Genomic DNA, 21089 nt, shown 5'->3' on the forward strand with positions numbered 1-21089 from the left:
GACCCATTTCAGACTTCGAGGGGAGGGCTTACCAGCAGTTTGCGGGTTCTTCTAACTCGAAATGGGTAGTTTCCTCAACGACCCCGATTTGCGATAAGCCGATGCCGATCGGCATCGGCAGAGAGTTTGCCCTCGTGAACCAAACACGCGCCATCTCTTCGTCCGTCGGCAGACTGCAGTGATCAATCCGATCTGAGCGCATCTCGCCGAGTTCTGCATTGTCGCACCGATCGGGCGCAGGGGTCTCGATCAACCGCTTGGTGAGCGGGAAAGTAGCGATCTTCGATCTTTATCAGGGAGATCAAAAGGTCAGTCATGATGGACAATCCAACTGCCTGGTCCAGGCGACGACGATGTCCGATCCACGATCGCTAACGCCGGAGATAAATTTCCGCCAAGGCACCAGATATGCCGGCGGCCTGGTCGCGATTGGAGTGATCTATTTCGTCCTGGCAAAAGGCGGCCTCGCTCTCGCCTCTTTTCATCCCAGTGCAACACCAATTTGGCCACCGACGGGTCTCGCGCTGGCGGCGGTGCTGTTGTGGGGATATCGGACCTGGCCCGCAATTTTCATTGCAGCGGTGATCGCCAATGCGACCACCGCCGGCTCCGTTGCCACCGCAATTGCGATTGCGACCGGCAACACGCTTGAGGCCGTTGTTGGCGCTTATCTGGTCAATCGATGGTCGCGTGGACGTCATACGTTTTCGAGACCAAATTCGGTCGCGAAGTTTGCGCTGATCTGCATCGTGATCGCGACGCCGATCAGCGCCAGCATTGGACTGACCAGCCTGGCGACCGCCGGGTACATCGATCGGACCAATTTCGCGAACGCCTGGGTCACATGGTGGCTGGGAGATGTGACCGGCGCGCTGGTCATTGCCCCCGTTATCGTGCTTTGGGCATCAAGCCACGACCATGCTTTCGACCGCGATGATTCTTTGGAGACGGTCGGCGTCCTCGCAACAGCGGCGGCTGTTGGACTCATTGCTTTCAGTCCCCTGATCGAGCAAACGCCGAGCAGAGATCCACTGGGTTTTCTCGCGATCCTGCCAATGTTGTGGGCGGCGCTGCGCCGCGGTCCACGTGACACCGCAACGGTTGCGCTGGTGCTTGCCGGCATCACGGTTTGGGGGACGCTCACGGGCGGCGGCCCCTTCACGACCGCGGACCTCAACGTTTCATTCCTGCTGGTGTTGATGTTCCTGATCAGCATCACGGTTCCGAGCTTGTTACTGAGCGCCGACGTCGAGGTCCGCAAGAGGGGGGAGAAACGTCTGCGCCGCGCGCAGGTCGAACTCGAACGGAAGGTCGCAGAGCGTACGCAGGAGCTTGAGCTCGCCAATGCAGCAAAATCGCGCTTCCTTGCCATGGCAAGCCACGATTTGCGGCAGCCATTGCATGCACTGGGCTTGTTCATTGCCCAGCTGCGCATGCCGCTCAGATCGGCGGAACGGACAAGGACGATCGAACTGGTCGATGCAACGCGCAAGGAAATGGATGAAATGCTCAATTCGCTGCTGGATATGTCCAAGCTGGATGCCGGAATCCTTATACCCACAATTACTGAATTCCCGATCGCGCGCCTGTTGCAAAAAATTGAGACGACGTTTGATCAGGCAACGCGAGAAACGGGCTTGCGTCTACGCGTCAGGCGAAGTGACGCCTGGGTGCGGAGCGACGCCATGCTGCTCGAACGCATACTGCTTAATTTGGTATCCAACGCTGTGCGCTATACATTGCGGGGTGGGATCATTGTCGGCTGTCGCCGGCGCGGTCAAATGTTGCGCATCGAAGTATGGGACAGTGGTCCCGGCATTCCCGAGGATCAGAAGCAGAATATCTTTGGCGAGTTCTTTCAACTGGCCGCCCGCGACCGGAACCGGTACGGCAGCATGGGGCTCGGCTTGGCTATTGTCGACAGGCTTCGCCTGCTTCTCAACCATCCAATCGACTTGGCTTCGACCGTGGGCCGAGGTTCGCGATTCGCGATCCTGGTTCCGATGGTCGATGAATGCGACACGTCCGCCGAGCCCGTCGACTCTCCCCACCCCGCGGCCTTTGCAGTCGAAGGCAAGGTCGTTCTTGTTATTGCCGATGCTCCAATTGTCCAGGAGGGAACGGGCGGATTGCTTGGCAGATGGGGATACACCGTCCTTACCACCGGATCCGACGAAGCGGCACTTATCCGACTTGCGGAGCGCCAACGCCCCGATCTCATCATCTCGGATTATCATCTTGCGAATGGAAAGACCGGGATCCGAGCCATTGAAAAAATCAATGCGGCGTTCGGTTCATCCATTCCAGCTATTCTCATCAGCGGCGATACGGCACCTGAACCAGCACGTGAGGTCAAGGATAGAGGATACATTTTGCTGCACAAGCCTGTCGATCCGATGCGGCTCCGCGCTGTCATGCACGAGCTCTTGATGGATCATGACGATGGGAGGGATACCCGGGCGGCTTCATGACTCGGATTTCGGCGGCGAGTCCCAGCCCATTTTTCCTACTTTTATGACTGCCTCGGTGCGGCTCGTTACGCTGAGCGCCTTGAGAACGACCGTGATGTGATTTTTCACTGTCGGCACTGCCATGTTGAGCGTCTTGGCAATGATCTTGTTGCTTTTTCCCTTCATCAGAAGCGCAAGCACTTCGATCTGCCGATCGGTCAATCCGAGACCCCTGAGAAAGTCGGGCGTCGTCGGTTTGTTTGTAAGCCGCGGAGACGGTGTTTCCTCCAGAATTTCAGAGGGAATGTAAATGCCGCCAGAGAACACCAACTCAATGGCGTTGAGCATGACCTCTCGTTCGGTCGTTTTAGGGATGAAACCCAGTGCGCCAAGTTTGAAAGCGCGCTTGACTGTGTCTTGATCATTCGAGGACGAAAGAATGATGATAGCAATGGTCGGATAGCCGTCTCGCAGTTCGCGGAGGACAGAGAAGCCATCTCTGTCGGGCAAATTGATATCAAGCAAGATGAGGCTGATGTCGGGATGTTCGTCGACTATGTCCACTGCCTGACGGCTGCTCGAAGCTTCGAATATGACGGCTTCTCGCTTCAGCTGTCTCAGGACTGCGCACAACGCCTCGCGTATCAATGCATGATCGTCAACAATAAGGACTTTCATGAAAAGCTCTCCGTCATCCTATGGCACGGAGATCCAATTTGAGAAATCATACACCCGCCTTTGGGTCTTTGGCGAGGAAGAGGCTGGCGGGAAGACTGGGCCCGAAACCGTCCATTCTTCATCGCTGGCCCAACCAGCGGCCCACGGTTTAGGCACTCAAGATAGAAGTTGAATGCCGTTGTATGCTGTAATTGCAATCAGCTCACGGGACGCCAAAGAAAGCGAGTGCGGACCACAGGAGTCGCGGGATTCAGACTGCGGATATCTGCAGGTACCTTGATCATAGGACCTAGGAACCCCTCCGTGAGGACCTCCGGCTGATTTACGCGCTGTGCCGTTGAGCGATAATCGTCAACCGACAGCCTCCCGCGCCAGGAGGTTCTACCAGGCGTCGCCGTAATTCGCGGCCGGGTCCGGCGCGGCTGATGTTTTTCGTCAGTTTCGGTCCCTCTTGAAACGTGCTCGGACGCCGGACGGGGAACCAGATGCTTGATCGAACTGCCACCCCGAAGCCATTCGCAGGCGCGCTGCCGGAGCTGAACGGCTACGGCCGCGATCTGCGCATTGATGCCTGCCGCGGCATCGCGCTCTGGTGGATCTTTCTTGACCATGTCCCCGACAACATCGGGAGCTGGCTGACGCCACGCAACTACGGCTTCAGCGATGCCGCGGAAGTATTCATGTTTCTTTCGGGTTTGACCTGTGCGCTGTCCTACGGCAAGGCACGGCAGAGCGGGGGCTGGGCTGGCGCGATCGGCCGGACGCTGTGGCGAAGCTGGGATATTTATGTCGCATTTCTACTGCTCACCCTCGCCTGCGCCATCGTGGTTCACCTCGCGGGCGGCGGCCCTCTTGCCGACAAGAGCAATACGCGCATTCTGTTGGATCAGCCGGGCGTGACGCTCGCGCATGCGGCGATCCTGCAATACCGCCCAGTGAATACCGACATCTTGCCGCTCTTCGTGCTTTATCACCTTTTGTTCGCGCCGCTGCTGTGGCTGCTGCTGCGAGCGCCGAACGCAACGCTGGGCGCGTCGCTGCTGCTTTACGCACTGGTGCACGTCTTCGGCTGGACCATCCCGGCATGGCCGAATGGCCACTGGTTCTTTAATCCGCTGGCCTGGCAGCTGCCGCTTGTGCTTGGCGCGTGGTGGATCATCGAGGGCAAGAGATTTCGACCGTGGGTGACCTCCCGCACTGTGCTTGTTCCTGCGATTCTCTATCTGCTGATCAGCCTCATCATCGCATTGAGCTGGAGCGTCAAACCGCTGGAAGCGTTGGTCCCGCAGGCACTCCTGACGCTGTCTTACCCGATGGACAAATCGAATCTCGCTCCATTGCGACTGCTGCATTTTCTGGCCCTTGCAGTTTTGGCCGCATGGCTCGTGCCTCGCGATTGGCGGGGGCTGACGACGCCGGTGATGCGTGGCGCCATTCTCTGTGGGCAGAATTCGCTGCCAATCTACTGCCTTGGCGTTCTGCTGACGCTGGTCAGCCACCTGGCGCTGCTCGACATCTCGGAGGGGCTGACGGTGCAGATCGCGCTCAGTGTTGGTGGCGTCCTGGTGATGATCGTGGTGGCGACGCTGCTGAATTTGATCAAGATCAAACCCAGGCAGCAGCCGCACGCAAAAGCCGTCGAGCAGCCAACCATGTTTGGATTAGATCACAAGGACGCACAAGGACTGTGGAGCCTGCCCCTTAATCTTCCGGCCATCGTACAGGAGCCAAGGCCATGATTTCTCAGCCAAGGACCCACAAGAGAGCGATGCTGATCGCGGCGTCCGTGATGTTTGCCTGCGTAGCGGCATTTCTGTCGGTCAACCTGACATCACCCACCAGCGCCGCGCTCGGCGCGGACTGGCAGTGCAGCCGGTTTGCGCTCGTATTCACGACCTGCACCCCGGTGGGTGCACACGAGACCGTTTCCACTGGTATGCGCAAGCTGACCTACCAAAAGCCGGGCGCCATGCTGCGAATGTAAGCTGAAATCAGAGGACACCCTCTGCGAGGGCTCCGTTACTAATTTGAGTCGGGCTGCCGATACGCTCGGCCAACTCCAACAGCTGCTCGGTCTGGCGCTCGGTTGGAATGTCGCCTCTGTCGCTTCATGGCCCTTAACGAACGTTGTTTATGCGTTTGTCGATGTCCGCAGTCGTGGGCCATGCGGACCCGCTACCGTGCGCGCGCGCACTCCCTGTCCCTGTCGCTAGGGACAGACGGCAGCTCCTGAACGCGCTAGCTTGGCGGGACACAGCAGGAGAGCGAAGCTTGAGCACCGCGCCGCGCATTGACGTCGACCCGGCCGCGTTCTGGGCCGACCCCTATCCGATGCTCGCGACCATGCGCAAGGAGGCGCCGATCGCCTTCGTGCCGCAGCTCGGCTCGACGATGCTGACGAGCCGCGACGACATCTCGATCTCCGAGAAGCAGATCGACGTGTTTTCCTCGCACCAGCCCGCCGGCCTCATGAACCGGCTGATGGGCCACAACATGATGCGCAAGGACGGCGAGGCGCACCAGGTCGAGCGCCGCGCGATGTTCCCGACGGTGTCGCCGAAGACGGTGAAGGCGCATTGGACCGCGCAGTTCCAGGCCCATGCCGACCGCATCCTCGACGCGATCGAGCCGGGGCGGATCGACTTCATGCGCGACTTCGCGCTGCCGTTCTCCGGCGAGTGCCTGAAGTCGATCACCGGCCTCACCAATATCGGCTTCCAGGACATGGACGCCTGGTCGCAGGGCATGATCGAGGGCATCGCCAACTATGCCGGTGATCCCGCCGTCGAGGCGCGCTGCCATGCCGCGACATCAGGCATCGATGCCGCGATCGACGATATCCTGCCGGTGATGCACAAGCATCCCGACCAGAGCATTCTCGGCGTCCTGCTCGCCTCCGGCATGCCGATGGAGAGCGTGCGCGCAAATGTGAAACTTGCGATCTCCGGCGGCCAGAACGAGCCGCGCAAGGCGATCGCCGGCACGGTGTGGGCTCTGCTCACCCATCCCGAGCAGCTCGATCTCGTCCGGCGTGGCGAAGTCTCCTGGCTCCAGGCTTTCGAGGAATATGCCCGCTGGATCTCGCCGATCGGTATGTCGCCGCGGCGCATCGCAAAGCCATGGTCGATCCGCGACGTCGCGTTCGAAACCGATGAACGCGTGTTCCTGATGTTCGGCTCCGCCAACCGCGACGAGAAACATTTCGAGCGCGCCGATCAGTTCGACGTGCGGCGCGACACCAGCAAGAGCGTCGCGTTCGGCGCCGGCCCGCATTTCTGCGCCGGTGCCTGGGCCTCGCGCGCCATGATCGCCGACGTCGCGCTGCCGACGGTGTTCGCGCGCGCCGGCCGGATCGAGATCGCCGGTGACGAGCCGGTGCGGATCGGCGGCTGGGCGTTCCGCGGGCTGCAGAATTTGCCGGTGAGATGGCAGCATTAGTCCGCCTTGGGGGGGACCATCCCGAACGCCGCCATGATGCCATCTTGCACCTGTCTTGCCCGACGAGTCAAACGAACTTCGGATAATGCGTAAGTAATTGTTTTCGCACGCCACGGCTACTGTGCATGGGGTTGTTTTCGCGGTTTTTGGTTCCGGCCGCGAGTCTTGAGGCCGAACGTGCGCGGCCTTCACATCTGCGTGCAGAAAAATTCCATCTTCATTCGCACGGCGCCTTGAAAGATTAATCATGCGCTCCGCCACGCGCGCAGTGCTCGCATCGCTATTTTTCCGCGCGTCTCGACACCTCCGCCGCTCCGCACCATCATTCACGACACGTGAATGATGACGGCCGCAGGCGGCCGGGAGTTTGGAATGCAGCGTCGGGACTTTCTGAAACTGTCCGTTGGAACCGCAGCCGCGGCTGCGTTCGCCTCGCGCGCCGTCGCGCAAGGCGCGGTGAAGGAAATTCGTATCGGCTACCAGAAGAACGGCGTGCTGGTCATCACGCGCCAGCAGGCCGCCCTGGAAAAACATTTTGCCCCGCAAGGCATCGAGGTGAAATGGGTCGAGTTCTCCTCGGGCCCGCCGATGATGGAGGCGATGAATGTCGGCAGCGTCGATTACGGCGCGGTCGGCGATTCCCCGCCGGTGTTCGCGCAGGCCGCGGGCGCCGCGATCGTCTATGCCGCAGGCCAGCCCATCACCAACGGCCAGGGCATTCTGGTGCCGAAGGATTCGCCGATCCGCACGATCACCGAATTGAAGGGCAAGCGCGTCGGATTCACCAAGGGCTCCAGCGCCCACAACATCGTGGTGCAGACGCTGGAGAAGGCGGGCCTCACCTATGCCGACATCACCCCGGTCTACCTGACGCCGCCGGATGCCGGCCCCGCCTTCGCCAACGGCAGCATCGAGGCCTGGGCGATCTGGGATCCGTACTTTGCCATCGGCGAGACCAAGCAGAACGGCCGCATCCTGATCAACGCGCGCGAGGTCACCAAGACCAATTCCTTCTACATCGCCAACCGCGACTTCGCGAAGAACCACGGCGCCATCCTGCAGCAGATCGTCGACGTCACGACCGCGACCGCCAAATGGGCCGAGCAGCACCGCGACGAGGTCGCCAAGTCGCTGGCCGCGGTCACCGGCATTCCCTTGGAGATCCAGACCATCGCGGCGAACCGCTCGTCCTTCGTGGTCGGTCCCGTCACCGACGACATCGTCACGACCCAGCAGGGCGTCGCCGATCGCTTCCACAAGCTCGGCCTGATCCCGAAGCCGATCGTCATCCGCGACATCGTCTGGCGCAACCCGGCAGCCTGATCGTGCCGACCAATCTCCCCGTTTCAAAAGGTCTAGACATGAGACGCATCGTTCAACGCGTGATCGCAGCCATCGTCATGTCGGTCGGTATCGTCGCGGCCGCCGTTGGCACGACCTACGGCTAGCCATCGGAGCCCATCCATGAGCCAATCCAAAAGCAACATCCTCTGGTTCCTCCCGACCCACGGCGACGGCCGCTATCTCGGCACCGGCATCGGCGGCCGCGAGGTCAATTTCAACTATCTGCGCCAGATCGCGCAGGCCGCCGACCAGCTCGGCTATTTCGGCGTGCTGCTGCCGACGGGGCGATCCTGTGAAGATTCCTGGATCGTGGCCTCGAGCGTGGCGCCGTTCACCGAGCGGCTGCGCTATCTCGTGGCTGTCCGTCCCGGCCTGCAATCGCCGAGCGTCGCGGCGCGCATGACGGCGACGCTCGACCGCATCACCAATGGCCGACTTCTCGTCAACGTCGTCACCGGCGGCGATCCCGTCGAGAACAAGGGCGACGGCATTTTCCTTGGCCATGACGAGCGGTACGAGGTCACCCGCGAGTTCCTCAACGTCTATAGCGACCTGCTCGCCGGCAAGACCGTCAATGTCGAGGGCAAGCATATCCATGTCGAAGGCGGCAAGCTCTTGTTTCCGCCGGTGCAGTCGCCGCGTCCGCCGCTGTATTTCGGCGGCTCGTCGGATGCCGGCATCGACGTCGCGGTCGACACCGTCGACAAATACCTCACCTGGGGCGAGCCGCCGGCCCTGGTTGCCGAGAAGATCGCGAAGGTGAGGGACGTCGCCGGCGCGCGCGGTCGCAAGCTCTCCTTCGGCATCCGCCTTCATGTGATCGTCCGCGAGACCAATGACGAGGCCTGGAGCGCCGCGGGCGAACTGATCAAGCATGTCAGCGACGACACCATCGCGCTGGCGCAGAAGAATTTTGCCCGCATGGATTCCGTCGGCCAGCAGCGCATGGCGCAACTCCACGGCGGCAAGCGCGACAAGCTCGAGATCGCTCCGAACCTGTGGGCCGGCGTCGGCCTCGTGCGCGGCGGCGCCGGTACGGCGCTGGTCGGCGACGCCCAGACCGTCGCGGCCCGCATCAGGGAGTATCAGGACATCGGCATCGATACCTTCATCATGTCGGGCTACCCGCATCTGGAGGAGGCCTATCGCTTCGCCGAGCTGGTCTTCCCGCTGCTCTCGCTCGAGCAGCCTTCTAACGTGACGAAGCTGCACTTCAACGGTGGCCCTTTCGGCGAGACGGTCGGCAGCGACTTCCGCCCGCAGCATCGGGTGTCGCAGTCATGAGCCTGATCGACAGCATTTCACGTCCGCGCGGCTTCCGCCTGCCGCGCGCGGACGGGCTGATCCAGTGGATCGTACCACTCGCCATCGTCGCGATCTGGCAGGTCGCGAGCGTCACCGGCTTCGTGCCGACGCGCGTGCTGCCGGCGCCGAGCGACGTCGTGCTCGCAGGCTGGAAGCTGCTGCTCTCCGGCGAGCTCGTTCGCAACATCTGGGTCTCGTTCTGGCGCGCCTCGATCGGGTTCCTGATCGGTGGCAGCATCGGCTTCGCCTTCGGGCTTGCCAACGGCCTGTCGCAGCTCTCGGCAAAGCTCACCGACACCACGCTCCAGATGGTGCGCAACGTGCCGCATCTGGCGCTGATCCCGCTGGTCATCCTGTGGTTCGGCATCGACGAGAGCGCAAAGCTGTTCCTGGTGGCGCTCGGGGTGTTCTTTCCGATCTACCTCAACACGCTGCACGGCATCCGCACCGTCGATCCCCAGCTGATCGAGATGGGCCGCATCTACGGCATGAGCGACGGCGAGCTGTTCCGCCGGGTGATCTTCCCGGGCGCGCTGCCCTCGATCTTCGTCGGCATCCGCTTTGCGCTCGGCATCATGTGGCTGACCCTGATCGTCGCCGAGACGATCGCGGCGTCCTCGGGCCTTGGCTACATGGCGATGCAGGCGCGCGAGTTCATGCTGATCGACGTCGTCGTGCTCTCGATCCTGATCTACGCTCTGCTCGGCAAGCTCGCCGACAGCGCCTCCCGCGTGCTGGAGCGGGCGACGCTCTCCTGGCACCCCGCCTTCCAGAAACGTTGAGAGTGACATGCAGACAGCCCTTCGGACCTCCCTTCCCGAAACCGAGCTCGCCAGCCGCGCCAATTTCGCGCCTCACGCCCGTGTGGTGCGCGAGGAGCGGGCGGTGCACGCCAGCGGCCTGCCGCTCAGCATACGTGGCCTGCGCAAATCCTTCGGCGACAACGAGGTGCTGCGCGGCATCGACCTGCACATCCCCGCGGGCCAGTTCGTCGCCATCGTCGGCAAGAGCGGTTGCGGCAAGAGCACGCTGCTGCGCCTGATCGCCGGCCTGGACAGGATCGATGCCGGCAGCATCAGCTTTGGCAGTGACGTCCAGCCCGAGGATATCCGCGTGATGTTCCAGGAGCCGCGGCTGCTGCCCTGGGCGCGCGTTCTCGCCAATGTCGAGGTCGGTCTCGGCCGCGATCGTTCATCTGCCGATGCGCATGCGCGCGCCGAGAAGGCACTGACCGAGGTCGGCCTTGCCGACAAGCGCGACCAGTGGCCCTCGGTGCTGTCGGGCGGCCAGAAGCAGCGCGTCGCGCTCGGCCGCGCGCTGGTCTCCCGTCCGCGCGTGCTGGCCTTCGACGAGCCACTCGGCGCGCTGGACGCGCTGACCCGCATCTCGATGCAGCGGCTTCTGGAGCGGGTCTGGCGCGACCAGGGCTTTACCGCGATCCTGGTGACCCACGACGTTTCCGAGGCGGTCGCGCTGGCGGACCGGGTGCTGGTGATCGAGGAGGGCAGGATTGCCCATGACGTCGTGGTTAACGCAGCCCGGCCGCGGGAGCGCGGCTCGGCCGAGCTTGCGGGTCTCGAAGGCTCGATCCTGAGCCACCTTTTGTCGGCGGACGATCGTACCTAAATAGAGGGAACCCCGCTTCGGGGACCACGCCATGAATGTAGTGCCTCGCGATCTCATGACTGAAATCCCCGTCTCGCCCGCCGATTTCCGCGGCGCCATGCGCCACCTCACCGGCGGCGTCAGCGTCATCACCGCCGGGCGGGGCAAGGACATCACCGGCATGACGGTGACCTCGGTCACCTCGCTGTCGGTCGAACCGCCGACGCTGCTGGTCAGCATCAATCGCGACGCCTCGTCCTTCCCGCTGATCCGGCGTCACGGCGCCTTCGGCGTGAACATCCTCAACGCCGACCAGCTCGACGTCGCCGAACGCTTTGCCGGCAAGGGCGGGCTCAAGGGCGCAGACCGTTTCACCGGTGCCCGGTGGGTGACGGCGGTCTCGGGAGTCCCGCTGCTGGTCGGCGCATTGTCGGCCTTCGATTGCGAGGTCGAGGAGATCGTCGAGCGACACTCGCACGGCATCGTCATCGGCCGTGTCAGGGACGTCAAGAGTTCGACGCGGACTGCGGCGCTTGCCTATTGGCACGGCCAGTACGTGGCGGTCGACCAGGACGAAGACGCCGCAAGGCTCGCCGAGGTCAGCCTTCCCGCGCGCGGCCGGCGCGGCATTTGATCGCCGCCGGCAGACGGCGCGGAAGGCTGGCCTTTTCGCTCGCATCGCTCTAGAAGCGCTGCCTGAGCCTCCCGCCGGGGCGGCAAAGGAGCGGAATGATGAAGCGCGTTGCGACCTGGGCCTTCTACGCCGTCGGCGCGCTGGCGATCGCCTATCTCGCGCTCTACGCCTATGCGATGTTCAGCGGCCAGCCGATCATTCCCGGCGACCCCATCCACATTTTCCGCAAGCCGGATGCGCCGAGTTATTCGTGAGGTGAATGCGTGCGCAGCCATGTGGCGCACCGATCTCTCCGCTCGTCATGGCCGGGCCTGACCCGGCCATCCACGTGCTGCCGCGATTGAGGAGAGACGTGGATGCCCGGGTCAAGCCCGGGCATGACGACGGAGTGCGTGGCGACTAGCCCCGCAAGATCGCCAACGCCAGCGCCTGGGCGCGCGGCACGATGCTGTCGATCTCAAGATATTCCTCCGGCGTGTGCGCGAGCCCGCCGACCGGACCGAGGCCGCAGATGGTCGGCGTGCCGACCGCGGCGGTGAAACCGGAATCGGCGCAGCCACCGGAGAACTCGCCCTGGAGCGTGGTGAGGCCGACCTGCCTTGCGGCCGCTTGATAACCCTCGAACAGCGTCTTCGAGGCCTCGCTCTGCACCACCGGCACGAACTCGCCCTTGATCGTCAGCGTTGCGCTCGTGCTCGGCACGTAGGAGGTCGCGACGATTGTCTCGATCGCGGCCATCACGGTGGCCCGGTCTGCGGGATCGACATAGCGCAGATCGATCTGGCCTTCGGCATAGGGCGCCGTCGTATTGACGGACTGGCCGCCGGAGACGAGGCCGACATTGAGCGTGATGCCCTTGTCGAGATTGGTCAACGCGTGGATCTGGACGATCTTGTGCGCGAGCTCTCCGATCGCGCTGACGCCGGCGGCGAAATTGGCGCCGGAATGCGCGGCTTTGCCGGTGATGGCGACATGCATGAAGATGCCGCCCTTGCGGCCGGTGACGACGTTGCCTGTGGGGCGGCCCGGCTCGGAATTGAACACCGCGCGCGCGGCGCGCCCCTCGCGCTCGATCACGGGACGTGACGAGGGCGAGCCGATCTCCTCGTCCGAGGTGATCAGCACCTTGATCGGATGCGGGCTGCCGCCGAACTTGTGGAAGGCGGTCGCCACGAACACGTTCATGACGAGGCCGGATTTCATGTCGGCAACGCCGGGCCCATAGGCGCGGTTGTCGCGGATCGTGAACGGACGTCGCCCGGCCTCGCCCTTGCCGAACACGGTGTCGCGATGCCCCATCAAAAGCACGGGCTTCTCGTTGCTGCCGGGCTTTGCCACCTCGGCATGAATTGCATCGCCGAAGGTGGCGTCATTCTCGCGCCGGAACGGGATGCCGTGCTCGGCAAAGTGCCGCTCGAACCGCGCACCGACCGCATCGACGCCCTCCTTGTCATAGGACCCGGAATCGATGTTCACGACATCGCGCAAGAGATCGATCATCGCCTGCCGTTGCGACGCCAGCCAATCCGTGATTTGAGCTTCAGACATGTTTACCCTCGTGTGGTTCTCACGCGGGGTTATAGGGCCTTGCGCAGGCGCGACCTAGTCGCCGGATGCGGTGCGGCCATGTGCTCGGCCCCGTAGCCCGGATGAGCCAAGCGATATCCGGGAGCGGTCACGCCGAGAGCACCCCGCATGTCGCTACGCTCATGCGGGCCACGGCGCTTCAAGAAGGCAGCCGGCTTAGCGGCTTGGCTGCGCCATCGCCTCCACACCGCGAAGTTGCGTCGCGACGGTCAACGCACCGATCTTTCGGCCCATGTCCTTGCCGACTTCGGTCGAGAACCGGTAGTGAAAGCCGGCCCAGATGCGGGCGTTGGAGACTTCGTCGCTATAGTCCTGGAGCCGCGACCACTTTCGCGTGACGCCTGGTGCAGTGGGACTGGTCAGCGAGAACTCGCCGAAGTCTCCAACGACAGTCTGGAGCACGGTCGAAATCGCTGCCGACGTGATGCAGTGGGCGCAGGGATATTCCGGATGCATCGGCGTTTCCCCCAGCGGCAGCCAGGATGCATCACGAGGCGTTGCCGCATTCGACGTCAGGTCGGCGTTGCGTATGGCGGTGATCGGCCGCCAGAGATTGTAGTGGTACTTGGCGTCGAACACGGCGACGAGGGCGTCGTTGCCCGCAATTGACGTCAGCGCGAACAGCCGGGCACAGTCGACGAGATCCATTCCCTTGGCTGTTGCGGCCTGCCTCACGATCGGGTTGTAGGTGCGGGCACCGACGAAGAACCAGAATCGTCCGATCGTCGTTTGCTCGGGCGTCCGGGTCGAACTGCCTCGGCTGCCGACCTCGCGGATCTCGTTGACGTCCCGGGTCCAAACCTCTGAATCGAGCGCTGGCGGTGGTCCGGGGCGGAACTGTGACCCGGACGTCATGACCCACGGCGTTGTCGCACCCGTGGTCGAGAAAAGCGGGACGACGGTTGGAACATAGGCACCCGGTGTGGTCAGGGGCCGGTACGTTTCCACGGCGTTGCTGCCGTCCTTCGCACGAAGCTCCATGATCTGCGCCGCAGCCTCTTTTCCGAGGGCGATGCCGGCGATCTTGGACTCGCCCTCGGCAATCGGTGCCAGCGCGTTCGTCAGCGTCGCGTCCAGGTCCGGCTTGAGGTCCGGATAGATCGACAGCAGCACGTCGTGAACCGCAACTGCCGCTGCGGCTTCCCGCGAGGTCGAGCGGTCCGCGGACAACGAGATCTTGTATGGCGCGTAGCGGTGGTCGATCGCGTTGACCGCCTCGAACATTGCAACATGCATCATGGACAAGGCGCGGCTGTGCGGCGCCGGAGGAATTTGTTTCTCTGCGGCGATCGCATCGGCCTTTGCATTCCAGTCCATGATCACGTCGGCGCGCGCAAGCGGCGCCGAGACTGCAATCAGCGTGACAATCAGCGAAAGGCGGGAGATGGTCCACGAGGAGCATTTCATGGCGTGCCCTTTCGATTTGAAGGACGTTTCGCGCGGCCGATGCGGCTCTGGCCGACGTCGCGTCGCGCTGCCCGCGGACTCTAGCGATCTTGATGTGTTTTGATTGTGAACTGCTTCACGCGCCGCGCGCGGCTCGACTGAGAAGCAGATTTTTCCTGGCCGGCACAACAGTGGCGTTCCGAATGGGTAGGCTTGCCTTACCGTTCGCGCTGCATTGTGGAGTCGGCTATAGTCGCCACAGGCTGCCAGTTGGACGTGCCGAAGTCCGTGGCTCAATTTTCAAGGCAGCTCGCATGCCGTCGGCAGGCTGTGCCTTGCTCTCGTTTCAGAGCGTCTTTTCTAGGACGACATTGTCACCGGTGTAACCTTGACGGAGAGAAACATGCCGTTGTTCATCTCGTACGTCTCATACTCAAATGCCGGTATCAAGGGAATGGTCGACAAGCCGGTCGATCGCACATCGGCCATCGGCGCGCTGGTCGAGAAGGCCGGTGGGAAGCTCCAGGGAGCTTTCATGACCACTGGTCAGCACGATGCGGTGCTCGTCACGGAGTTTCCTGACGGCTCCGATGCCATTGCGATTGGAATGGTGGCCGCTGCGGCTGGCGCCGTCTCCAAGATCGAAACCGTACGCGCTTGGAAGATGAGCGAGTTCAAGAGCATCGCGGAGAAGGCTTCCAAACTCGTGAGCACCTACGTTCCGCCGGGCAAGTAGACCCGCGCGGGCGACTTGCTAAAAAAAATGCCCGGGCCAAGCCCGGGCATTCGCATCCTCTCAGTCTTCGCAGAAGCCTCACGCCCCCACCATCGGCATGCGCGGATATTCGCCCGGCGTTCCCGCCGGGGTGATCGGGATGCCGCCGTCGGCGTATTCGTTGAGCTTGTTGCGCAGCGTGCGGATCGAGATCCCCAGGATGTTGGCGGCGTGGGTGCGGTTGCCGAGGCAGTGCTTCAGCGTCTCCAGGATCAGGTCGCGTTCGACGTCCGCCACCGTGCGGCCGACGAGCGCGCGCGTCACCTGCTCGGCGGCCATCGTGGCATGCGCCACGGCCGGTACGGTCTTGGCGAGGTCGAGGCGGTCGCCGTCCGGGGTGAGGATCGCGTCGGGTCCGATCTCGTCGCCCTGCGCCATCAGCACGGAGCGGTGCATGGTGTTTTCGAGCTCGCGGACGTTGCCCTGCCAGCGGTTGCTGGAGAGCACGCGGCGCGCTTCCGCCGAGATCGGGCGCACCGGCACGCCGTTGGCTTCGGCGTACTTCTTCACGAAGTGCTGGGCGAGCTCGAGGATGTCGAGGGGACGCTCGCGCAGCGGCGGGATCTTCAGGTTGACGACGTTGAGGCGGAACAGCAGGTCCTCGCGGAACGTGCCTTCGCGCACGGCCTCGGCCAGATTGCGGTTCGAGGTCGCGATGATGCGGATGTCCACCGGCACCGGCTTGGTGCCGCCGACGCGGTCGATCACGCGCTCCTGGATGGCACGCAGCAGCTTCGATTGCAGGCGGACGTCCATCTCCGAGATTTCGTCGAGCAGCAGCGTGCCGCCGGTCGCTTCCTCGAACTTGCCGATGCGGCGGGCGATTGCGCCGGTGAAGGCGCCCTTCTCGTGGCCGAACAGCTCGGACTCCAAGAGATGCTCGGGGATCGCGGCGCAGTTGATGGAAATGAACGGGCGCTTGGCGCGCGACGAGCGCGTGTGGACGTAGCGGGCCAGCACTTCCTTACCCGTTCCGGATTCGCCGGTGATCATCACCGAGGCGTCCGAACCTGCGATCTGCTGCGCGAGCTTGATCACCTTCGCCATGGCCTCGTCGCGATAGACCAGCTCGCGGGAATCGTTGGCGACCGCGGCCAGCACCGCGGCGATCAGCTCCGGATCCGGCGGCAGCGGGATGTATTCCTTGGCGCCGGCGTGGATCGCGGCGACCGCGGCGCGGGCGTCGTTGGTGATGCCGCAGGCGACGATCGGGGCGTGGATGTGCTCGGCCTCCAGCCGCATCACGAGGTCGCGGATGTCGAGGGCGACGTCGACCAGCAGGAGATCGGCGCCCTTGCCGCCGCGCAGCACGCGCATCGCCTGCTCGTGATCCTCGGCATGGGTCACGGTGGCGCCGTTCTCCATCGCGATCTTGGTGGCGGTGGTGAGCTGGCCCTTCAATGTGCCAACGATGAGAAGCCGCATGTCAGTCTCCTGTCCGTCTGGTCGCGCTGCCGCGCGTCATTCCCTGCAATGGCAAATAATCAGGTGCGTTCGGTCTTGATGATTTCGGTCATGGTCACGCCGAGCTTGTCCTCGACCAGGACGACCTCGCCGCGGGCGACCAGCTTGTTGTTGACGTAGATGTCGATGGCCTCGCCGACGCGCCGGTCGAGCTCCAGCACGGTGCCGGGCCCGAGCTTCAGGAGCTCGCCGACGTCCATCTTGGAGCGGCCGAGCACGGCCGAGACCTGCACCGGCACGTCGAACACGGCCTCGAGGTCGGCGGCGGCGCGCGCCGCATATTCGTCCTCGCTGTAGCCGACGTCGGTGCCGGTTGGCGGCAACGGGCCGTTGAGATCGGGCAGCGGGACCTGTCCGTCGGTGTCGCTCATGGCTTAGCTCCCCCTGCGGGACGCGATATAGCGTCCGACCATTTCGTCGATCTTGGCCGCGATGGCGCCGCGCTCCAGCACGACGCCGCCATCGGCCCATTCGATCCGGCAGTCGCCGGTCGCAATTTCCGGCTCGGCCAGGATCACCAGCCGGCCCTCGAAGCCGCTCTGCTTGGCAAGCCGCTCGATCTTCTCGCGGGCACTGTCGTAGAGCTCGTTGTTGATGCGGACGACGAGATGCGGCGTCGCGACCAGATGCGAGAAGCAGTCCTTGACCAGCGCTACGATCTCGCCGAGCGGCTCGGCGGCGACCAGATCGGCGCACAGCTTGCGCGCCACCGCGACCGCGACCTCGACCGCCTCGGTCTCCATCTTGGTCTCGATGCTGCCCATGCCCGAGGCGACGCCCCGGATCGCGATGTTGATCTCTTCCATGGCGAGCGCGATGCGGCGGTCGCTCTCGGCCTTGGCCTCGCGCTGGCCGGCAGCAAAGCCGTCCTGATAGGCGCGCGCCTCCGCTTCCGCGACCTTCTGGGCGATTTCGGCCGCGGACGCGGCCTTCTCGCGCGTCCGGTCCGGCGCGGCGAAGTCGGTGTCGAACAGGAATTTTGCCGGAGCGGCCATCAATACACCAGTTCGTCGTCGGCGCGGTTCTTGGTCAGCATGATCTCGCCCTTGGCGGCGAGGTCCTTGGCGAGGTTCACCAGCAGCGCCTGCGCCTCGTCGACGTCGCGCAGACGGACCGGGCCCATCGCCGCCATGTCGTCCTGGAGCATCTTGGCCGCGCGCGAGGACATGTTGCCGAAGAAGAAGTTGCGGACATCCTCGTTGGCGCTCTTGAGCGCGACGCCGAGCTTGTCCTTGTCGACGTTGCGCATCAGGGTCTGGGCCGAGCCGGAATCCAGCTTCACGAGGTCGTCGAAGGTGAACATCAGCGCCTTGATGCGCTCGGCCGATTCCCGGTTGTCCTCTTCCAGCGAGGTGATGAAGCGGGTTTCGGTCTGGCGGTCGAAATTGTTGAAGATTTCGGCCATCACCTCGTGGGCATCGCGGCGGCGGGTCTGCGACAGGTTGGACATGAATTCGGTGCGCAGCGTCTTCTCCACGCTCTCGATCACCTCCTTCTGTACCGCTTCCATCTTCAGCATGCGGTTGACGACGTCGAGGGCGAGATCCTCGGGGAAGATACCGAGCACGCGCGCGGCGTGCTCCGGCTTCAGCTTCGACAGCACCACCGCGATGGTCTGCGGATATTCGTTCTTGAGATAGTTGGCGAGAACCTCTTCCTGCACGTTGGAAAGCTTCTCCCACATGTTGCGCCCCGCGGGGCCGCGGATCTCGTCCATGATGCCGTTGACGCGCTCCGGCGGCAGGTATTGCTGGAGCAGCCGCTCGGTGGCGTCGAAATTGCCCATCAGCGCGCCCGAGGCCGACATGCGCGAGACGAACTCGAGCAGCATGTCCTCGACCGTGTCGACCTCGACGGTGCCGAGCGTCGACATTTCCAGCGAGAGCTGGCGCACCTCGTCGTCGTCGAGCATCGACCAGATCTTGCCGCCGTACTGCTCGCCCAACGCCAGCATCAGGATCGCGGCGCGCTTGGGGCCCGCCACCGCCTCGGTCTTGGCGCCCGCACGGCTGCCCTGGCGGGCGCCGAGCGTCGAGATCACGCTGGTGATGTCGTTGGAGTTGGCGTTTTGCAGGCTGGCGGCCATGTCAGTTCACTTCTCGATCATTTCGCGGGTTCGGTCAGCCATTGACGGATGATGGCGACGGTTTCGTTGGGGTTGCGTTCGGCGAGCTCGCCGACGCGATGAACGGACTGGGCGTGGACCTGGCCCTGGATGGTGGCGACGTCGATCGCGCTGGCGGCGCCGCTGGGCAGCAGCGCCTGGCCGGCGGCTGGCGCGGCCTCTTCCGAGGCGGCCGGGCCGGCGAGGGCGCCGGAGATGGCGGCGGCAACCTCTTCGGAGGCCAGGATGCGCTTGACCAGCGGGCGGATCACCATGAACAGCACGACCAGGCCGAGCAGCATCATCACGCCGAGCTCGACGAAGTACATGACGTCGTCCTTGGTGAACTGGAGCATGCCGAGGAAGCCCGAGGGCTCGGCGATCGGGGCGGTGGAGGGGGCGTCGGCAAAGCGCAGATTGACGACCTCGACCTGGTCGCCGCGCTTCTGGTCGAAGCCGATCGCCGAGCGCACCAGGGTCGCGATGCGGTCGAGCTGCTCCTTGGTGCGGTCCTGATAGGCCAGCTCGCCTTTCTCGTTCTTGCTGTAGATGCCGTCGACCAGCACCGCGACCGAAATGCGGTTGACCCGGCCGGCCTCGGTCACCTCGGTCTTGGTGGTGCGGGAGATCTCGTAATTGTTGGTCTCCTCGGTCTTCTTGCTCTGGTCCTTGGCCGCGACGCCGCTGTTCTGCTGGTTGCCCGGCAGCTCGTTGTTGACGGTGACCTGGCCGTTGTTGTCGGCGGTCATGCTGCTTTCTTCGCGGGTCTGGCTCGAGCGCAGCACGCGGCCCTCGGGGTCGAACTTGTCCGAGGTCTGGGTGATCTTGTTGAAGTCGAAATCGGCGGAGAGCTGGACGCGGGCGCGGCCCGAGCCGACCACCGAGGAGACGATGTCCTCGACCTGCTTGCGCATCCGCTTCTCGAAGGTGGTGCGGCGCTCGTCGCCGAGCGCCTGCTCCGGATCGGTCGCGGCGCCGTCGGCGAGCAGCTGGCCGGCCTCGTCGACGATCGAGACCCGCTGCGGCTTCAGTCCGTTGACGGCGGAGGCGACGAGATGGCGGATGGCCCTGATCTGCTGCGCCTCCAGCGCGCCGCGGACCCGCACCACGATCGAGGCCGACGGCTCCGGCGCCTCGCGCGAGAACAGCGGGCGCTCCGGCAGCACCAAATGGACGCGGGCGGCCTGGATGCGGTCGATGGCGCGGATGGTGCGGGCGAGCTCGCCTTCCAGCGCGCGCAGATGATTGATGTTCTGGACGAAAGAGGTGGTGCCGAGCGCGTCCGACTTGTCGAACACCTCGTAGCCGACGCCGCCGCCCTTGGGCAGGCCGCCCTCGGCGAGCTTCATCCGCAGCCGCGTCACCTTGTCCTTGGGCACCATGATGATGGTGCCCTCATTGCGCAGTTCGAACTGGATGCCCTGGCGTTCCAGGTCCTTGATAATGCTGGAAGAATCTTCAACCGAGAGGTCGGTGAACAGCGTCGTCATCTGCGGCGTGGTGACCCGCATGATGACGAACGCAAAGAAGCCGATGAGCGCGGCGGTGACCGCGATCATCGCCCCGAACCGGGCGGCGCCGATACCTTTTAAAAAGTCCGCAAGACCTTGCAAGCAACCGCCCCGACAGCTTCGACCCGCATTCCAGAGCGGTCGACTGGGCAATTATTGCCTAGGTGATGGTTTCGATATGGTTAACGAAGGTTAAGAGCTGGGACAAAAGTAGCGCCAACAAGGAACATGAAAAAAATCGGCCCCGCAGGGCGAGGCCGATTTTCGTCAAAAGCCGCAGATTTCCGGATCGCTTACTGGCGATATTGCTGGATGCGGGTGGTGCGAAGACCCGCCAGACCGTGCTGGTCGATGGAAAACTGCCAGGAGAGGAATTCGTCGACCGTCAGCGTATAACGGCTGCAGGCCTCCTCGAGGGACAGAAGTCCGCCGCGGACGGCGGCGACGACTTCAGCCTTGCGGCGGATGACCCAGCGTTTGGTGCCGGGTGCTGGCAGATCTGCGATCGTCAGCGGACTGCCGTCCGGCCCGATGACGTATTTTACCCTCGGGCGATGGGGTTCTGTCATGGCGTACTCACAAACTCTCAACCACTGAACTCACGCCATAACCCTACGCGCCGCGGCTTAAAAATCCGCTAAGCCTAAGGGTTCAATACAATTCTCGTTGAAACTTGCGGGAACGCGGCCGGCTTGGCGGGCTGAACACCATGGTTCGGGCCGGCCAAGCGGGTCTTCGTAAATACTTTACTAACAAAACGAGGCCTGCGCGGCGATGCTGCAAGGCCTTTGTAGTCGTCCCGGCGAAC

At 63.5% G+C, this 21089-nt stretch carries 20 protein-coding genes; 11 read left to right on the forward strand and 9 right to left on the reverse strand.

Going from position 1 to position 21089, the window contains the following annotated elements; translation table 11 throughout:
• Positions 1-218 precede the first annotated feature (218 nt).
• Positions 219-2471 carry an MASE1 domain-containing protein gene (locus tag XI09_RS17470; protein ID WP_271567921.1) on the forward strand — a complete coding sequence of 751 codons (2253 nt, stop codon included), beginning with the start codon at positions 219-221 and terminating at the stop codon, positions 2469-2471.
• Here XI09_RS17470 and XI09_RS17475 read toward each other — a convergent pair.
• Positions 2466-3128 carry a response regulator transcription factor gene (locus XI09_RS17475; protein ID WP_271567922.1) on the reverse strand — a complete coding sequence of 221 codons (663 nt, stop codon included), beginning with the start codon at positions 3126-3128 and terminating at the stop codon, positions 2466-2468. The two genes, XI09_RS17470 and XI09_RS17475, sit on opposite strands and share 6 nt — an antisense overlap.
• A gap of 485 nt (positions 3129-3613) precedes the next feature.
• Between XI09_RS17475 and XI09_RS17480 the strand changes: the two genes are divergently transcribed.
• The 9 genes from XI09_RS17480 (at position 3614) to XI09_RS17520 (ending at position 11708) form a co-directional block, all read left to right on the forward strand.
• Positions 3614-4867 carry an OpgC domain-containing protein gene (locus tag XI09_RS17480; RefSeq protein ID WP_271567923.1) on the forward strand — a complete coding sequence of 418 codons (1254 nt, stop codon included), beginning with the start codon at positions 3614-3616 and terminating at the stop codon, positions 4865-4867.
• A 29-nt stretch (positions 4868-4896) separates the two neighbouring features.
• Entirely contained in the window at positions 4897-5112 is a 216-nt protein-coding gene (locus XI09_RS17485; RefSeq protein ID WP_271567924.1) for a hypothetical protein, read from the forward strand.
• 287 nt (positions 5113-5399) lie between these two features.
• The gene (locus tag XI09_RS17490; RefSeq protein ID WP_271567925.1) at positions 5400-6566 is read left to right on the forward strand and encodes a cytochrome P450; all 1167 of its coding nucleotides are present in this window, start codon (positions 5400-5402) and stop codon (positions 6564-6566) included.
• 372 nt (positions 6567-6938) lie between these two features.
• On the forward strand, positions 6939-7889 hold the full coding sequence (locus tag XI09_RS17495) for a sulfonate ABC transporter substrate-binding protein (protein ID WP_271567926.1): 951 nt from the start codon (positions 6939-6941) through the stop codon (positions 7887-7889).
• 141 nt (positions 7890-8030) lie between these two features.
• Positions 8031-9194 (forward strand): FMNH2-dependent alkanesulfonate monooxygenase, encoded by a 1164-nt coding sequence (gene ssuD, locus XI09_RS17500; RefSeq protein ID WP_271567927.1) that lies wholly within the window; start codon positions 8031-8033, stop codon positions 9192-9194.
• Positions 9191-9997, forward strand: a complete 807-nt coding sequence (gene ssuC, locus XI09_RS17505) for an aliphatic sulfonate ABC transporter permease SsuC (protein ID WP_271567928.1) — start codon at positions 9191-9193, stop codon at positions 9995-9997. Before ssuD ends, ssuC begins: the two co-directional genes overlap by 4 nt.
• 7 nt (positions 9998-10004) lie before the next feature.
• Positions 10005-10841 (forward strand): ATP-binding cassette domain-containing protein, encoded by an 837-nt coding sequence (locus XI09_RS17510; protein ID WP_271567929.1) that lies wholly within the window; start codon positions 10005-10007, stop codon positions 10839-10841.
• Positions 10842-10872: 31 nt separating this feature from the next.
• Positions 10873-11454 (forward strand): flavin reductase family protein, encoded by a 582-nt coding sequence (locus tag XI09_RS17515; protein ID WP_271567930.1) that lies wholly within the window; start codon positions 10873-10875, stop codon positions 11452-11454.
• 95 nt (positions 11455-11549) lie between these two features.
• The gene (locus XI09_RS17520; RefSeq protein WP_177234306.1) at positions 11550-11708 is read left to right on the forward strand and encodes a hypothetical protein; all 159 of its coding nucleotides are present in this window, start codon (positions 11550-11552) and stop codon (positions 11706-11708) included.
• 145 nt (positions 11709-11853) lie between these two features.
• On the opposite strand, the gene XI09_RS17525 is transcribed toward XI09_RS17520, so the two are convergent.
• Positions 11854-13002, reverse strand: a complete 1149-nt coding sequence (locus tag XI09_RS17525; RefSeq protein ID WP_271567931.1) for a M20 family metallopeptidase — start codon at positions 13000-13002, stop codon at positions 11854-11856.
• Between the two features lie 195 nt (positions 13003-13197).
• Positions 13198-14448, reverse strand: a complete 1251-nt coding sequence (locus tag XI09_RS17530; RefSeq protein WP_271567932.1) for a vanadium-dependent haloperoxidase — start codon at positions 14446-14448, stop codon at positions 13198-13200.
• A gap of 382 nt (positions 14449-14830) precedes the next feature.
• Here XI09_RS17530 and XI09_RS17535 point away from each other — a divergent pair, with 382 nt between their 5' ends.
• The gene (locus XI09_RS17535) at positions 14831-15163 is read left to right on the forward strand and encodes a GYD domain-containing protein (RefSeq protein WP_271567933.1); all 333 of its coding nucleotides are present in this window, start codon (positions 14831-14833) and stop codon (positions 15161-15163) included.
• Positions 15164-15241: 78 nt separating this feature from the next.
• Here the strand turns inward: XI09_RS17535 and flbD are convergent, their stop codons facing one another.
• From flbD to sciP, 6 genes are all read right to left on the reverse strand, one after another.
• Positions 15242-16627, reverse strand: a complete 1386-nt coding sequence (flbD, locus tag XI09_RS17540; protein ID WP_271567934.1) for a sigma-54-dependent transcriptional regulator FlbD — start codon at positions 16625-16627, stop codon at positions 15242-15244.
• 59 nt (positions 16628-16686) lie between these two features.
• Positions 16687-17037, reverse strand: a complete 351-nt coding sequence (fliN, locus tag XI09_RS17545; protein ID WP_271567935.1) for a flagellar motor switch protein FliN — start codon at positions 17035-17037, stop codon at positions 16687-16689.
• 3 nt (positions 17038-17040) lie between these two features.
• A complete protein-coding gene (locus XI09_RS17550; protein WP_271567936.1) occupies positions 17041-17661 on the reverse strand; it encodes a FliH/SctL family protein in 621 nt (206 codons plus the stop codon).
• Positions 17661-18752 carry a flagellar motor switch protein FliG gene (fliG, locus tag XI09_RS17555; RefSeq protein WP_271567937.1) on the reverse strand — a complete coding sequence of 364 codons (1092 nt, stop codon included), beginning with the start codon at positions 18750-18752 and terminating at the stop codon, positions 17661-17663. Before fliG ends, XI09_RS17550 begins: the two co-directional genes overlap by 1 nt.
• A 17-nt stretch (positions 18753-18769) precedes the next feature.
• Positions 18770-20383 (reverse strand): flagellar basal-body MS-ring/collar protein FliF, encoded by a 1614-nt coding sequence (gene fliF / locus XI09_RS17560; protein ID WP_271567938.1) that lies wholly within the window; start codon positions 20381-20383, stop codon positions 18770-18772.
• Positions 20384-20574: 191 nt separating this feature from the next.
• On the reverse strand, positions 20575-20850 hold the full coding sequence (gene sciP / locus XI09_RS17565) for a CtrA inhibitor SciP (protein WP_002714638.1): 276 nt from the start codon (positions 20848-20850) through the stop codon (positions 20575-20577).
• Between the last annotated feature and the right edge of the window lie 239 nt (positions 20851-21089).

This window comes from Bradyrhizobium sp. CCBAU 11386, assembly GCF_028128955.1.
In the GTDB taxonomy this organism is placed as follows: Bacteria; Pseudomonadota; Alphaproteobacteria; order Rhizobiales; family Xanthobacteraceae; genus Bradyrhizobium.